At 64.2% G+C, this 13,357-nt stretch carries 12 protein-coding genes; 11 read left to right on the top strand and 1 reads right to left on the bottom strand.

Going from position 1 to position 13,357, the window contains the following annotated elements; genetic code table 11:
* The first annotated feature begins 25 nt into the window (after positions 1–25).
* From FDP25_RS02800 to FDP25_RS02780, 5 genes are all read left to right on the top strand, one after another.
* Positions 26–691 (top strand): HAD-IA family hydrolase, encoded by a 666-nt coding sequence (locus FDP25_RS02800; RefSeq protein ID WP_154148716.1) that lies wholly within the window; start codon positions 26–28, stop codon positions 689–691.
* Between the two features lie 102 nt (positions 692–793).
* Positions 794–1,993 (top strand): DegT/DnrJ/EryC1/StrS family aminotransferase, encoded by a 1,200-nt coding sequence (locus tag FDP25_RS02795; RefSeq protein ID WP_154148714.1) that lies wholly within the window; start codon positions 794–796, stop codon positions 1,991–1,993.
* Between the two features lie 176 nt (positions 1,994–2,169).
* The gene (locus FDP25_RS02790) at positions 2,170–3,333 is read left to right on the top strand and encodes an isovaleryl-CoA dehydrogenase (RefSeq protein ID WP_154148712.1); all 1,164 of its coding nucleotides are present in this window, start codon (positions 2,170–2,172) and stop codon (positions 3,331–3,333) included.
* Between the two features lie 81 nt (positions 3,334–3,414).
* On the top strand, positions 3,415–3,876 hold the full coding sequence (locus tag FDP25_RS02785; protein ID WP_154148710.1) for a lysozyme inhibitor LprI family protein: 462 nt from the start codon (positions 3,415–3,417) through the stop codon (positions 3,874–3,876).
* Positions 3,877–3,892: 16 nt separating this feature from the next.
* The gene (locus FDP25_RS02780) at positions 3,893–5,449 is read left to right on the top strand and encodes an AMP-binding protein (RefSeq protein ID WP_154148708.1); all 1,557 of its coding nucleotides are present in this window, start codon (positions 3,893–3,895) and stop codon (positions 5,447–5,449) included.
* 68 nt (positions 5,450–5,517) lie between these two features.
* On the opposite strand, the gene FDP25_RS02775 is transcribed toward FDP25_RS02780, so the two are convergent.
* Positions 5,518–6,120 (bottom strand): OmpW/AlkL family protein, encoded by a 603-nt coding sequence (locus tag FDP25_RS02775; protein ID WP_154148706.1) that lies wholly within the window; start codon positions 6,118–6,120, stop codon positions 5,518–5,520.
* Positions 6,121–6,281: 161 nt separating this feature from the next.
* Here FDP25_RS02775 and FDP25_RS02770 point away from each other — a divergent pair, with 161 nt between their 5' ends.
* The 6 genes from FDP25_RS02770 to FDP25_RS02745 all read left to right on the top strand — a co-directional run bounded on the left by FDP25_RS02770 (position 6,282) and on the right by FDP25_RS02745 (position 13,211).
* Complete coding sequence (locus FDP25_RS02770) at positions 6,282–7,886, top strand: carboxyl transferase domain-containing protein (RefSeq protein WP_154148704.1); 1,605 nt, start codon at positions 6,282–6,284, stop codon at positions 7,884–7,886.
* Positions 7,887–7,899: 13 nt separating this feature from the next.
* Complete coding sequence (locus tag FDP25_RS02765) at positions 7,900–8,841, top strand: NAD(P)H-dependent flavin oxidoreductase (protein ID WP_343031943.1); 942 nt, start codon at positions 7,900–7,902, stop codon at positions 8,839–8,841.
* 117 nt (positions 8,842–8,958) lie between these two features.
* On the top strand, positions 8,959–10,908 hold the full coding sequence (locus FDP25_RS02760; RefSeq protein ID WP_154148702.1) for an acetyl-CoA carboxylase biotin carboxylase subunit: 1,950 nt from the start codon (positions 8,959–8,961) through the stop codon (positions 10,906–10,908).
* On the top strand, positions 10,905–11,573 hold the full coding sequence (locus FDP25_RS02755) for a glutathione S-transferase family protein (protein WP_154148700.1): 669 nt from the start codon (positions 10,905–10,907) through the stop codon (positions 11,571–11,573). The genes FDP25_RS02760 and FDP25_RS02755 overlap by 4 nt, the downstream gene beginning before the upstream one ends.
* A complete protein-coding gene (locus tag FDP25_RS02750; protein ID WP_154148698.1) occupies positions 11,566–12,429 on the top strand; it encodes a hydroxymethylglutaryl-CoA lyase in 864 nt (287 codons plus the stop codon). Before FDP25_RS02755 ends, FDP25_RS02750 begins: the two co-directional genes overlap by 8 nt.
* A complete protein-coding gene (locus FDP25_RS02745) occupies positions 12,429–13,211 on the top strand; it encodes a crotonase/enoyl-CoA hydratase family protein (protein WP_154148696.1) in 783 nt (260 codons plus the stop codon). Before FDP25_RS02750 ends, FDP25_RS02745 begins: the two co-directional genes overlap by 1 nt.
* The last annotated feature ends 146 nt before the right edge of the window (positions 13,212–13,357 follow it).

Below are 13,357 nucleotides of genomic sequence, written 5' to 3'. Positions count from 1 at the left end.
CCGTTTGAGGCGGGAGAGTGAGAACATGCGGACGGTTGTTTTCGATCTGGACGGGACATTGGCCGATACCAGCGGCGATTTGATCGCGGCGGCGAATACCTGTTTCCGGGGCATGGGCGCGGGCGATCTGTTGGACCCGGTGCGCGATGCCGCCACGGCCTTTCGCGGCGGGCGGGCCATGCTGGCGCTGGGGATGGAGCGGTTGGGCCGCGCCGGTGACCAGGCCGAGGTGGACCGGAATTATCCTTTGCTTCTTGAGGCTTACGAAGGGGCAATCGATACGCACACGGCGCTATACCCCGGTGCGATGCAGGCGGTGGAGGCCCTGCGGCAGGCCGGTTACCGGGTGGCGATCTGTACCAACAAGCCCGAAGGGCTGGCGCGGCTATTGATGACGCGGCTGGGGGTGCTGGACGCCTTCGGCGCCTTGATCGGGGCCGATACCCTGCCGGTGCGCAAGCCCGACCCCGAGCCCTTGCGCGAGGCGGTGCGGCGCGCGGGCGGCGATCCGGCGCGCAGCCTTCTGGTGGGCGATACGGTGACCGACCGCGAGACCAGCCGCGCGGCGGGGGTGCCCTCGGTTCTGGTGACTTTCGGGCCGGATGGCGAGGGCGTGGCCGCCCTGAAACCCGAGGCGATGATCGCGAATTATGGTGAATTGAGCGATGTAGTGCGAGACTTGATCGGATGAGGCTTTTGGAAAGGATACAGGGGATTTTCGGTTTTCGTGAAGAGGCGCTTGGCGAGGGGGAAAAGGTTTGACGGTTGCGCCGCGGCGGCGCAAAACAACTTTATGAGCGAGATATTCAAAGGAAACTTCACCCAGCAGGAGCCGATCCCCGACGAGGGGATCGAAGCCGCGCTGGAGGTGATGCGCAGCGGGCGGTTGCACCGTTATAACCTTGTGGGCGACGAGGTGGGCGAAGCCGGGCTGCTGGAACGTGAATTCGCGGAGTACACCGGCGCAAAATATGCGCTGGCCGTCGCGTCGGGTGGCTATGCCATGGCCACGGCCCTGCGGGCAGTGGGCGTAAAACCCGGCGACAGGGTTCTGACCAATGCCTTCACGCTGGCCCCGGTGCCGGGGGCGATTGCGAGCGTCGGGGCGGTTCCCGTTTTCGTGGGCGTGACCGAAAGCCTGACCATCGACCTTGACGATCTGGGTAACAAGGTGGGCGAGGCCAAGGTTTTGATGCTGAGCCACATGCGCGGCCATCTGTGCGATATGGAGCGCCTGATGGAAATTTGCGATGGCGCCGGAATCGTGGTGATCGAGGATTGCGCGCATACGATGGGGGCGGCGTGGAAGGGCGTGCCGTCGGGCCGTTGGGGTGTTGTGGGGTGCTATTCGACGCAGACCTACAAGCACATGAACTCGGGCGAGGGCGGGTTGCTGGTCACCGACGATGACGAGATCGCGGCGCGGGCCACGATCCTGTCCGGCTCGTACATGCTCTATGGGCGCAACGGGACGGTTCCGCCGGACGAGGTGTTCGAGCGGGTGAAATATGAAACGCCCAATGTGTCCGGGCGGATGGACCATCTGCGCGCGGCGATCCTGCGGCCTCAATTGGCGAAGCTGGACGCACAATGCACGGCCTGGAACGCGCGGTATGCCGTGGTCGAGGAGGGGCTGCGCGGGACGCCCGGCTTGCAGATCGTCGAGCGGCCCGAGAGCGAGACATTCGTGGGGTCGTCGATCCAGTTTTTGCTTTTGGATTGGGAAGATAGCGCGATTGGCGAGGTGGTCTCGCGCTGTTTGAAACGGGGTGTGGAGCTCAAGTGGTTCGGCGGGGCCGAGCCTGCGGGGTTCACCAGCCGCTATGACAGTTGGCGCTATGCCCCGTCTGAGCGGATGCCCAAGAGCGACCGGATTTTGCGCGGCATTCTGGACATGCGCCTGCCGCTGACCTTCAGCCTTGAGGATTGCGCACAGATTGCGCGGATTATCCGGGCCGAGGTGGGCGCGGTCTACCAGGGGCAGGGCGCGTAGGGATTGGGGGCGCTGCCCCCGACGTTGAAAATGGGATTTTCAACGCCTCCCCCGGAATATTTCAGGAAAAGTGAATGTGTCAGGGCCCGGCAGAGTCCGGGATTGACCCGACTCGGGCTTTGTGGCTATAAATGAACAAGTGTTCAATAAATGCCGGAAGCGGGAGGCGAGGCGCGATGTTCAACGCGGTGATGCAATATGATCTGGGCGAGGACGTGAATGCCCTGCGGGAGATGGTTCATCGGTGGGCGCAGGAGCGGGTGAAGCCCATGGCCGCCGGGATCGACGCGTCCAACGCATTTCCCAACGAGTTGTGGAAAGAGATGGGGGAGCTGGGCCTTCTGGGGATCACCACGCCCGAGGAATATGGCGGCGCGGATATGTCATACCTTGCGCATGTCATCGCGGTGGAGGAGATTGCGCGGGCCTCGGCCAGTGTGTCCTTGTCTTACGGGGCGCATTCGAACCTTTGCGTCAACCAGATCAAGCTGAATGGCAACGAGGCGCAGAAGGCCAAGTACCTGCCCAAGCTGCTGAGTGGCGAGCATGTGGGCGCCTTGGCCATGTCCGAAGCGGGCGCGGGGAGCGACGTGGTTTCGATGAAGCTGCGCGCGGAAAAGCGCAACGATCATTACAAGCTGAACGGCAACAAGTACTGGATCACCAACGGGCCGGATGCCGACACACTGGTGGTTTATGCCAAGACCGACCCGGAGGCCGGGGCCAAGGGGATCACGGCCTTTATCATCGAGAAGGAGATGACCGGGTTTTCGACCAGTCCGCATTTCGACAAGTTGGGGATGCGGGGCAGCAACACCGCCGAGTTGATTTTCGACGATGTGGAAGTGCCGTTCGAGAATGTGCTGGGCGAGGAAGGCAAGGGCGTTCGCGTTCTGATGTCGGGCCTCGATTACGAGCGCGTCGTTCTGGCCGGGATCGGCACCGGGATCATGGCAGCCTGTCTGGACGAGATCATGCCCTATCTGGCCGAGCGCAAGCAGTTCGGGCAGCCGATCGGGAATTTCCAGCTTATGCAGGGCAAGATCGCCGATATGTACACGGCGATGAACAGCGCGCGGGCCTATGTTTACGAGGTGGCCAAGGCCTGTGACCGGGGCGACGTGACCCGGCAGGATGCCGCGGCCTGCTGTCTTTATGCCAGTGAACAGGCCATGGTGCAGGCGCATCAGGCGGTGCAGGCCATGGGCGGCGCCGGGTTCCTGAACGATGCGCCGGTGGCACGGATTTTCCGCGATGCCAAGCTGATGGAGATCGGCGCGGGCACGAGCGAAATTCGCCGCATGTTGGTGGGCCGCGAATTGATGGGGGCCATGGGGTGACCCAGTCCCGCCGCATCTGTGCGTCAGGCGCGATCCGTGGTAGGCTGGCACGTGTTGTGCCGAGCTGCCATGGAGGGCGCCATGCGCTGGATTCTACTGTTGCTTGCCGCGATCTGGCCCGCGGCCTCCCATGCGGAGGCGGAGGGCGCGGCCGATGTCGCGCAGATCGAGGCGTGCGTTCGGAATTACGCCAAGGGTGCGCCGCAGGAGCGGGTGATTGGTGGTTGTGTCGGAATCATCAAAAGCGCCTGTGGCGGCAAGACGACCATCGAGATTTCCGACTGCATCATGCGAGAGACGGCGGCGTGGGACCACCTGCTCGATGCATGGTTGGCACGTTTGAAGGAACGGCAAAAGACAAGCGGCGACGTGGACCGCTTGCTGGCCGATCAACGACGCTGGAGCGAGGACCGGGAAGCGGAATGCGCGCGCGTGTACGACAAGTGGCGCGAAGGGTCGATCCGGGTCATTTTCGCGGCTACCTGTTACCGCGATATGGCCGCGGAGCGCGCGGTGGAGTTTTATTACCGTCTGAACGAATAGTTGCACCGGGGCGGTCATGTTGAGCCGGGGTGAAAGCTATGACGCGATCTGTGCCCGGTTCCGCTGGGAGTTGCCGGCGCGGCTGAATATGGCTGTGCAGGTTTGTGATGACTGGGCCGCGCGTGCCCCGGATCGGGCCGCTATCCTTGACCTGAGCGAGGGGCGCGAGGAAATCAGCTATGGCCGGTTGCGCCGGATGGCGGATGGCCTGGCCCGGGGTTTGCAGGCGCGGGGTGTGACGCGCGGTGATCGGGTGGGCGTTTTGCGGTCACAGGATGCGTGGTGCGCGGCGGCGCATATCGCGATCTGGAAGCTGGGGGCGATTTCCATCCCGCTGTTCAAGCTGTTCCGGCACGATGCCTTGGAAAGCCGTGTTGGCGATGCTGGCGCGGTCTGGGTTGTCACCGATGCCGAGGGCGCTGGCATGTTGGAGGGGATGCAGGCGCGGGCGCTGTTACCCGAGCCCCTGACGTTGGACGAGGCGCCGTTTGATCCTGCCCCGACCGGGCCGGAAGACCCGGCGGTTTTGATTTACACCAGCGGCACCACGGGAAGCCCAAAGGGCGCGCTGCATGGGCACCGGATGCTGATGGGGCATTTGCCGGGTGTCGAGATGAGCCACGATTTTCTGGGACAAGACGGTGATTGCCTTTGGACGCCCGCCGATTGGGCGTGGATCGGCGGGTTGTTCGATGTGCTGATGCCGGGGCTGGCGCTGGGCGTGCCGGTGGTGGCGGCACGGTTGCCGAAGTTCACCCCCGGGGACTGCGCCCGGATCGTCCGCGAGGGCGCGGTGCGCAACGTGTTTTTCCCGCCCACGGCCCTGCGGATGCTGAAGGCGGCCGATCAGGAGGTTGCAGGGCTGCGCAGTGTGGCCAGTGGCGGAGAGCCTTTAGGGGCCGAAATGCTGGACTGGGGACGCGTGGCTTTTGGCCTGACGATCAACGAGTTTTACGGCCAGACCGAGTGCAACATGGTCGCCAGCAGTTGCAATGCCCTCTTCGCGCCGCGCCCGGGCTGCATTGGCAAGCCGGTGCCGGGGTTCGAGATCGGGGTGCTTGATGAGGCTGGAACGGTCACGGAAGGCGAGGGCGATATCGCCGTTCGCCGGGGCGCGGCCAGCATGATGTTGGAGTACTGGAACAAGCCCGGGGAAACGGCAGAGAAATTCCGGGGTGACTGGATGCTGACAGGGGATCGCGGGCAGTGGGATCAGGGGTATTTGCGCTTTGTCGGGCGCGAGGATGACGTGATCACCTCTGCGGGCTATCGCATTGGCCCTGCCGAGATCGAGGATTGTCTTTTGACCCATGAGGCCGTGGCCACGGTGGGGGTTGTCGGCAAGCCCGACCCGCTGCGCACCGAGGTGGTGAAGGCCTATGTGGTTTTGAAAGACGGTTTCGAGGCTGGCGAGGACCTGGCCGGGGCGTTGCGCGACTATGTCAAGGCGCGGCTGGCGCAGTATTCGTACCCGCGAGAGATCGAGTTTCTTGAGGCCTTGCCGATGACGGTTACCGGCAAGGTGATCCGCAAGGAGTTGAAGGCCCGCGCAGCGGCGGAGGCGGCGCAATGATCGCCTGTGCCCACGAAAAAAGGGCCAGCGCGGTGGCTGGCCCTTCGATCACTGTCCTGAGTGGTGGATCAGAATTTCATCACGTAGGAGACACCGAAGACGACCGGGTCGATCTTGACCTTGCCAAGTGCCGTCCCGCCCGAACTTGCGTCGGTTTCGATGTCGATGTAGCGAAGGTCGGTCCGGATGGCGGCCTTTTCGCTGACTGCGAAATCGATCCCGGCGTGCAGGGCATAGCCCCAGCTATCATCAAGCTTCAGTGGAGCGCCACTGTTGAGGCGGTCATCCCAGAAGGTGGTGTAGTTGATACCGGCCCCTATGAAGGGGGTCATGCTGGAATTGTTGGTGAAGTGATATTGCAGCGAAACCGTGGGCGGCAGGTGCTTGGTTTTGCCGATGTCGCCTGCGGGTGTTTCGATGTCGTGCTCGAAGGGCGTGGCGGCCAGAACCTCGATGCCGATGTTGTCGGCGATGAAATACTCAAACGTCAGCGTGGGGCGGGCGTTGCCATCGACCCGCAGTGGGGTGCCAGGGGTGCCGCTGTAGCTGTCGGTGGGCTGGATGTAGCCGATGCCGAGGCCGAGAAGCATGTCGCCTTTTTCCTGAGCGAGGGCCGGGGCGGCGACAGCAGTGAGGGCTGTGGCGAGAGTGAGAGCTGTGAGTCTTTTCATGGTCGTTTTCTTTCTATTCGTGCGCGTCCTTCGCGGCGGACCCTGCGCTTGGGGCGGACGAGTCGCCTTGATTTGGGTCAAGTTGCGCGGGTCGTGCCGCATTGCGGCAAAAATACAACAGATTGGCGGGCCGTAGGTGGCCTTGAGAAGCGAGGAACGGGATGAAACTGCAATCGAAGGCGATTCCGGCGTCGGATGAGTTCAAGGCCAACCGCGAGGGGCATCTTGAAGCGCTGCGCGTTGTGGAGGAGGCCGCCGCCTTGGCCGCCGCCGGGGGGGGCGAGGGCGCGCGCGAGCGGCATGTGGGGCGGGGCAAGATGCTGCCGCGCGAGCGGGTGGCCAACCTTTTGGACCCGGGAAGCCCGTTTCTGGAGGTCGGCGCCACGGCGGCGCATGGGCTGTATGACGGGGCCGCCCCCTGTGCCGGGGTGATCGCCGGTGTGGGCCGGGTGCAGGGCCGGGACGTGATGGTGGTGTGCAACGACGCCACGGTGAAGGGTGGCACCTATTACCCGATGACCGTCAAGAAGCACCTGCGCGCGCAGGAGATCGCCGAGGAATGCCACTTGCCCTGCGTCTATCTGGTGGATAGCGGCGGGGCAAACCTGCCCAACCAGGACGAGGTTTTCCCGGATCGCGACCATTTCGGGCGAATTTTCTATAATCAGGCGCAGATGAGCGCCAAGGGCATTCCGCAGATCGCGGTTGTCATGGGGTCGTGTACTGCTGGCGGCGCCTATGTGCCCGCGATGAGCGATGTGACGATCATCGTCAAAGAGCAGGGGACGATCTTTTTGGCCGGACCGCCCTTGGTGAAGGCCGCCACTGGCGAGGTGGTGAGCGCCGAGGACCTGGGCGGGGGCGATGTGCATACCCGCCTGTCAGGCGTGGCGGATTACCTGGCCGAGGATGACGCGCATGCGCTGGCGCTGGCGCGGCGGGCGGTGGGCAACCTTGGGGCCGCCAATGTGGCCGGTGTTCGGTTCGAGAGCCCCGAGCCCCCGGCCTATGACCCCGAGGAGTTGCTGGGTGTGGTGCCGGCCGACCTGCGCACGCCGTATGATATTCGAGAGGTCATTGCGCGCGTCGTGGATGGTTCGCGGTTTGACGAGTTCAAGGCGCGGTTTGGTGAAACGCTGGTCTGTGGTTTCGCCCATGTGGAGGGCTGCCCCGTGGGGATCATCGCCAACAACGGCGTGTTGTTCAGCGAGGCGGCGCAGAAGGGCGCGCATTTCGTGGAACTGTGCAGTCAGCGGCATATCCCCTTGGTATTCTTGCAGAATATCACCGGATTCATGGTGGGTCGGCGGTATGAGAACGAGGGGATCGCACGGCACGGTGCCAAGATGGTGACGGCGGTGGCCACCACCAATGTGCCCAAGGTCACGATGGTCGTGGGCGGCAGTTTCGGCGCGGGCAACTATGGCATGGCCGGTCGGGCCTATCAGCCGCGCTTCATGTGGACATGGCCCAACAGCCGGATTTCGGTGATGGGCGGCGAGCAGGCCGCGGGCGTTCTGGCCACCGTCAAGCGAGATGCCATCGAGCGCAAGGGCGGCGCGTGGTCCGCCGAGGAGGAAGCAGAGTTCAAACGCCCCACGGTGGAGATGTTCGAGCGGCAGAGCCATCCCTTGTATGCCAGCGCGCGGCTGTGGGACGACGGCATCGTTGACCCGCGCAAGAGCCGCGAGGTTCTGAGCCTGAGCCTGCGGGCGGCGTTGAACGCGCCCATTCAAGACACGCGGTTTGGCGTGTTCCGGATGTAAGGGAGGGCGTCGCGTGAAGACTCGGTTGACCGAACGCTTTGGGCTGAAGGCCCCGATTGTCAGCGCGCCCATGGCCATGGCGGCAGGTGGGCGTCTGGCGGGTGCGGTGAGCGACGCCGGGGGCCTTGGGTTCATCGGCGGAGGCTATTGCGATGCCGATTGGATCGCGGCGCAGTTCGGCGAGGCGGGCAATCGACCCGTGGGGTGTGGTTTTATCACATGGGCGCTGGACGAGGCGGACCCGGGGGTGTTCGACTCGGTTTTGGCACGGGGGCCTGCAGCGGTGTTCTTGTCCTTTGGCGAGGCCGCGCCGTATGTCGAGCGGGCGCGGACGGCAGGCGTGCCGAGCTTCGTGCAGGTGCAGGACCTTACCGGAGCGCGGGCCGCGCGGGATGCGGGCGCAGATGTGATCGTCGCGCAAGGCACCGAGGCCGGGGGGCATGGCGCCACGCGGGGGACCATGACGCTGGTGCCCGAGGTGGTGGATGCCGTGGCCCGCGATGCGCTGGTTCTGGCCGCCGGTGGAATTGCCGATGGCCGGGGATTGGCCGCCGCTTTGATGCTGGGGGCCGACGGGGTGCTGGTTGGTACGCGGTTCTGGGCCGCTGAAGAGGCCTTGGTGGCAGAGGGGTTTCACAAGGCGGCGGTCGAGGCCTCGGGCGATGCCACGCGGCGCAGCAGCCTGCCGGATATCGCCCGCGGTTTGGATTGGCCTGCCCCCTTTACCATTCGCACCCTGCGCAACGCCTGGGTTCGTGACTGGGAAAAGGTGCCGGGTGGTCCGGCCAGTGCCGAGGCACGGCATGCCTATGCCGAGGCCGTGGCAAAGGGTGATGCAGATGGCGCGCCCGCGATTGCCGGGGAGGCCGTGGGGTTGATCCAGGATGTGCGGCCTGCGGCGGAGATTGTTGAAACGATGATGCAAGAGGCGCGGGTGGCGCTGGGCCGGTGGTAGAGCGTGGCGCTATGACCGGGGACGATGCGCCCTTGGTGCGCGCAGGATGCCTCCGGCGGGAGTATTTTGGGAAAGATGAAGCGGGGGATCATGACCTTCGCGGATGGGAGAAACGAGATGTTTGACACGATCCTGATTGCCAACCGGGGCGAGATCGCCTGTCGGGTAATGGAGACCGCGCGGGCCATGGGGGTGCGCACGGTCGCGGTCTATTCAGATGCGGACCGGGGTGCCAAGCATGTGCAGATGGCAGATGTGGCGGTGCACATCGGCGGCTCGGCCCCGGCGGAGAGCTATTTGCGTGGTGAGGCGATTATCGCGGCGGCGCGGCAGACAGGCGCGCAGGCGATCCATCCGGGTTATGGGTTCTTGTCGGAAAACCCGGAGTTCGTGGCGGCCGTTGAAGCGGCGGATCTGACATTCATCGGACCCTCGGCCGAGGCCATTCGCGCCATGGGGCTGAAGGATGCGGCCAAGGCCTTGATGGAAGACGCGGGCGTGCCGGTGGTGCCGGGCTATCACGGGGAGAACCAGGACCCCGAGCATTTGTCGGGCGCGGCGGAGGCGATTGGCTATCCGGTGCTGATCAAGGCCGTGGCCGGCGGTGGCGGCAAGGGGATGCGCCTTGTGGAGCGCCCGGAGGAGTTTGCCGATGCCCTGGCCAGTGCGCAGGGCGAGGCAGCGACGGCTTTTGGCAACTCGGATGTCTTGATCGAGAAATTCGTTCAGCAGCCGCGTCATATCGAGGTGCAGGTTTTCGGTGATGGGCAGAACGCCGTGCACCTGTTCGAGCGGGATTGTTCGCTTCAGCGGCGGCATCAGAAGGTAATCGAGGAGGCCCCGGCGCCGGGGATGACCGAGGAGATGCGTGCCGCCATGGGCGAGGCTGCGGTGCGCGCGGCGGAGGCCATTGGCTACAAGGGTGCGGGTACTGTGGAGTTTATCGTGGACGGGAGCCGAGGCCTGCGCGCCGATGGGTTCTGGTTCATGGAGATGAATACCCGGTTGCAGGTGGAGCATCCGGTGACCGAGGCGATCACGGGGGTCGATCTCGTGGAATGGCAGTTGCGCGTGGCCAGCGGTGAGGGGTTGCCGAAGCGGCAGGAGGAGCTGCAGATCACCGGCCACGCCTTTGAAGCGCGGCTTTATGCCGAGGACGTGCCGAAAGGGTTCCTGCCCGCCACGGGCCGCCTGGCGCATCTGGCCTTTCCCGATGGCGCCCGCGCCGATAGCGGCGTGCGTACGGGCGACGAGATTTCGCCCTTTTACGATCCGATGATTGCCAAGCTGATCACCCATGGGCCAAGCCGGGCGGCGGCCCTGCGCAAACTGTCGCGCGCCCTGGAGCGCTGCGAGGTGGCGGGGACAGTGACCAACCTTGCCTTTCTGGGCGCTTTGGCGGGGCATGCGGGTTTTGCCAATGGCGATGTTGATACCGGGTTGATTGCCCGCGATCTGGATGCGCTTGTGGTGGCGCCGCAGGCGGGCGCGCCTGAGGTGGCCTTGGCTGGCTTGGCGGCGCTGGGCCTGTTGGAGGCGGCGGCCCCGGCGACCGGGTTTGCATTGTGGGCGCCGTTGCGCCGGGCGGTGCAGCTGCGCCATGAGGGGGAGGACCTGAGCGTTTACGTGCATAGCCGGGGTGCGGAGGTTCATGACGTGGAGGTAGGCGATACGGTGATCGCCGCGCGCCGGGTTGGGGGGCGTTGGATGCTGGAAGGTCAAGTCGCTCCCGAGGTTGAAGTGAACGGCAACCTTGTCACGGTCTTTGCGCAATACGGGCTGGCCTTCGAGGTGATCGACCCGCTGGCCCGCGATGCCATGGCGGGCGGCGATATGGACCTGATCGAAGCGCCGATGCCAGGGTTGTTGAAAGCGGTTCTGGCCAAGCCGGGACAGGAGGTTTCCGAGGGTGACAAGCTGGCCGTGTTGGAGGCGATGAAAATGGAACATTCGCTTTTGGCGGCGCGCGATGGCACGGTCGAGGCCGTTTTGGTCGAGGAGGGCGCGCAAGTAGAGGCTGGCGCTGCGCTGATCAAATTGGCCGAGGACGGGGAGGCGGCGGCATGATCACGCTTCATCATGTGCCGCAAAGCCGCTCGATGCGTGTGCTTTGGTTGCTGCATGAACTGGAGATTGATTTCCAGGTCGTGGAACATGCCTTTGACAAGAGCTTGCGGCAGCCTGAATTCCTGACGCTATCGCCCGCGGGGCGGGTGCCCGCGCTGGAGATCGAGGGCGAGCGGATGTTCGAATCCGGGGCCATGGTGGAATACCTGTGCGAGCGGTTTCCCGAATGGGGCCTGGGCCGTGCGCCGGGGGATATGGACCGGATGGCGTGGCTTGTCTGGGTGCATTTCGCCGAGACCATAAGCCAGCATGTCGCGGCCCTGACGCAACAGCATATCATGCTTTACGAAGACGAGATGCGCAGCCCGATCATCATGAAGCTGGAGGTGGCGCGGCTGCGCAAGTGTTACGAGGCGATCGAGGCGCGGCTCTCGACCCCCGTGGAAAACCGCGATTATCTTTTGACCAGTGGGTTTTCGGCTTGTGACATCGCGGTGGGGCAGGCGGTTTACATGGCGCGACGCTTTGCGCGACTGGACGGCTATCCCGAAGTGCAGGCGTGGTATGCGCGGATCACCGAGCGGGAGAGCTTTGCCAAGTCCCTGCCGGGACCGGACAGTGCTTTGATCTACGAACAGGAATTCTATGAGGTTTGGGATGGCTGAGCGTGTCGAGATATTCGAGGTTGGCCCGCGCGACGGGTTGCAGAACGAAGCACGGCAAATCCCGACGGCGGACAAGATCGCCTTGGTGGATTGCCTGAGCGGGGCGGGATTTTCGCGCATCGAAGTGGCCAGTTTCGTCAGCCCCAAGTGGGTGCCGCAGATGGCCGATAGTGCCGAGGTTCTGGCCGGCATCACGCGTGCGCCGGGTGTGTCCTATGCCGCTTTGACTCCGAATATGCGCGGGTTCGAAAGGGCTATGGCGGCCAAGGCGGATGAGGTGGCAATTTTCGGGTCGGCCTCGGAAGGATTTTCCAAGGCCAATATCAACGCGACGATCGAAGAAAGCCTTGAGCGGTTCGCGCCGGTCGCGGAGGCGGCAAAGGCGGCGGGGATGCCGGTGCGTGGCTATGTCTCGTGCGTGACCGATTGTCCCTATGACGGTGCGGTGGCGCCGGGCGAGGTCGCCCGTGTGGCCGGGGCACTTTTCGAGATGGGGTGCTACGAGGTGAGCCTTGGCGACACCATCGGGCAGGGGCGGCCCGAGACCGTTGATGCGATGCTGGCGGCGGTTTTGGGCGCGGTGCCTGCGGAGCAATTGGCCGGGCACTTCCATGACACTGCCGGGCGCGCCCTTGAAAACATCGAAGCCTCGTTGGCGCGTGGTGTGCGGGTCTTTGATGCGGCGGTGGGCGGATTGGGCGGGTGCCCCTTTGCGCCGGGGGCCGCGGGCAATGTGGCTACCGAAAGCGTGCATGACCGGCTGATCGTGTTGGGCTATGAGACCGGGTTGGACAGGGATGTATTGGACAAGGCAGTGGATATGGCGCGGGCCATGCGGATCGAAGGAGAGGCGTAATGAGCGAGACAATCAGGATTGAGCGCGATGCGCGAGGTGTCGCCACCCTTTGGTTGGCACGCTCAGAAAAGCACAATGCCATGTCGGCGCAGATGATCGCGGAGTTGCATTCTGCGGCAGAGTCCTTGGGCGCGGATGATACCGTTCGGGTCGTTGTGCTGGCGGCCGAGGGCAAGAGTTTTTGTGCGGGCGGCGATCTGGGATGGATGCGTGAGCAGTTCGAGGCGGACCCCGCTGTGCGCTCGAAAGAGGCGGCAAAGTTGGCGCATATGTTGCAGGCGCTCAATACCATGCCCAAGCCGTTGATCGGGCGTATTCACGGCAATGCCTTTGGCGGCGGCGTGGGGCTGGCCAGTGTCTGTGACGTGGCGATCGGTGCCGATACCCTTCTCATGGGGCTGACCGAGACACGGCTGGGGCTGATACCGGCGACCATCGGGCCTTATGTCTGTGCGCGGATGGGGGAGGCCAAGGCGCGGCGGGTCTTTATGTCGGGGCGGCGTTTTGGTGCGGCTGAGGCGGTTGACCTCGATCTGTTGGCGCGTGCTGTGCCGGTGGAGGCGCTGGACGAGGCCGTAGACGCGGAAGTATTGCCATATCTGGATTGTGCGCCGGAGGCGGTGGCGCGTGCCAAGGCCCTGTTGCGGCACATGGGGCCGCGGATCGATGAGGCGTTGATTGCGCATACGGTCGCGGAGTTGGCGCGGTGTTGGGACGGGGAGGAAGCGCCCGAGGGAATCGGCGCATTCTTTGACAAGCGCAAACCGAGCTGGACAAGCTGACCCGTCGGTTTCAGGGGATGACAAGCCAGAGAATCGCTCTACCTCCCGGTGCAGGAAAGATGTGTCCAGTGGTTGGGGGCGCGGAATATCTGTAGCCCGGAGCAAATCTGCATACCAATGCATACATTTTGCGAAATTCAACCCTT

The organism is Roseovarius bejariae (genome assembly GCF_009669325.1).
In the GTDB taxonomy this organism is placed as follows: domain Bacteria; phylum Pseudomonadota; class Alphaproteobacteria; order Rhodobacterales; family Rhodobacteraceae; genus Roseovarius; species Roseovarius bejariae.
This window is presented reverse-complemented; position numbering and strand designations above follow the sequence as displayed.

Coding starts and splice junctions, on each gene's coding strand:
- FDP25_RS02770 (WP_154148704.1), top strand. CDS start 6,282: ATGAAACTGCAATCGAAGGCGATTCCGGCGTCGGATGAGTTCAAGGCC.
- FDP25_RS02750 (WP_154148698.1), top strand. CDS start 11,566: ATGGCTGAGCGTGTCGAGATATTCGAGGTTGGCCCGCGCGACGGGTTG.
- FDP25_RS02790 (WP_154148712.1), top strand. CDS start 2,170: ATGTTCAACGCGGTGATGCAATATGATCTGGGCGAGGACGTGAATGCC.
- FDP25_RS02760 (WP_154148702.1), top strand. CDS start 8,959: ATGTTTGACACGATCCTGATTGCCAACCGGGGCGAGATCGCCTGTCGG.
- FDP25_RS02795 (WP_154148714.1), top strand. CDS start 794: ATGAGCGAGATATTCAAAGGAAACTTCACCCAGCAGGAGCCGATCCCC.
- FDP25_RS02780 (WP_154148708.1), top strand. CDS start 3,893: ATGTTGAGCCGGGGTGAAAGCTATGACGCGATCTGTGCCCGGTTCCGC.
- FDP25_RS02755 (WP_154148700.1), top strand. CDS start 10,905: ATGATCACGCTTCATCATGTGCCGCAAAGCCGCTCGATGCGTGTGCTT.
- FDP25_RS02785 (WP_154148710.1), top strand. CDS start 3,415: ATGCGCTGGATTCTACTGTTGCTTGCCGCGATCTGGCCCGCGGCCTCC.
- FDP25_RS02775 (WP_154148706.1), bottom strand. CDS start 6,120: ATGAAAAGACTCACAGCTCTCACTCTCGCCACAGCCCTCACTGCTGTC.
- FDP25_RS02745 (WP_154148696.1), top strand. CDS start 12,429: ATGAGCGAGACAATCAGGATTGAGCGCGATGCGCGAGGTGTCGCCACC.
- FDP25_RS02800 (WP_154148716.1), top strand. CDS start 26: ATGCGGACGGTTGTTTTCGATCTGGACGGGACATTGGCCGATACCAGC.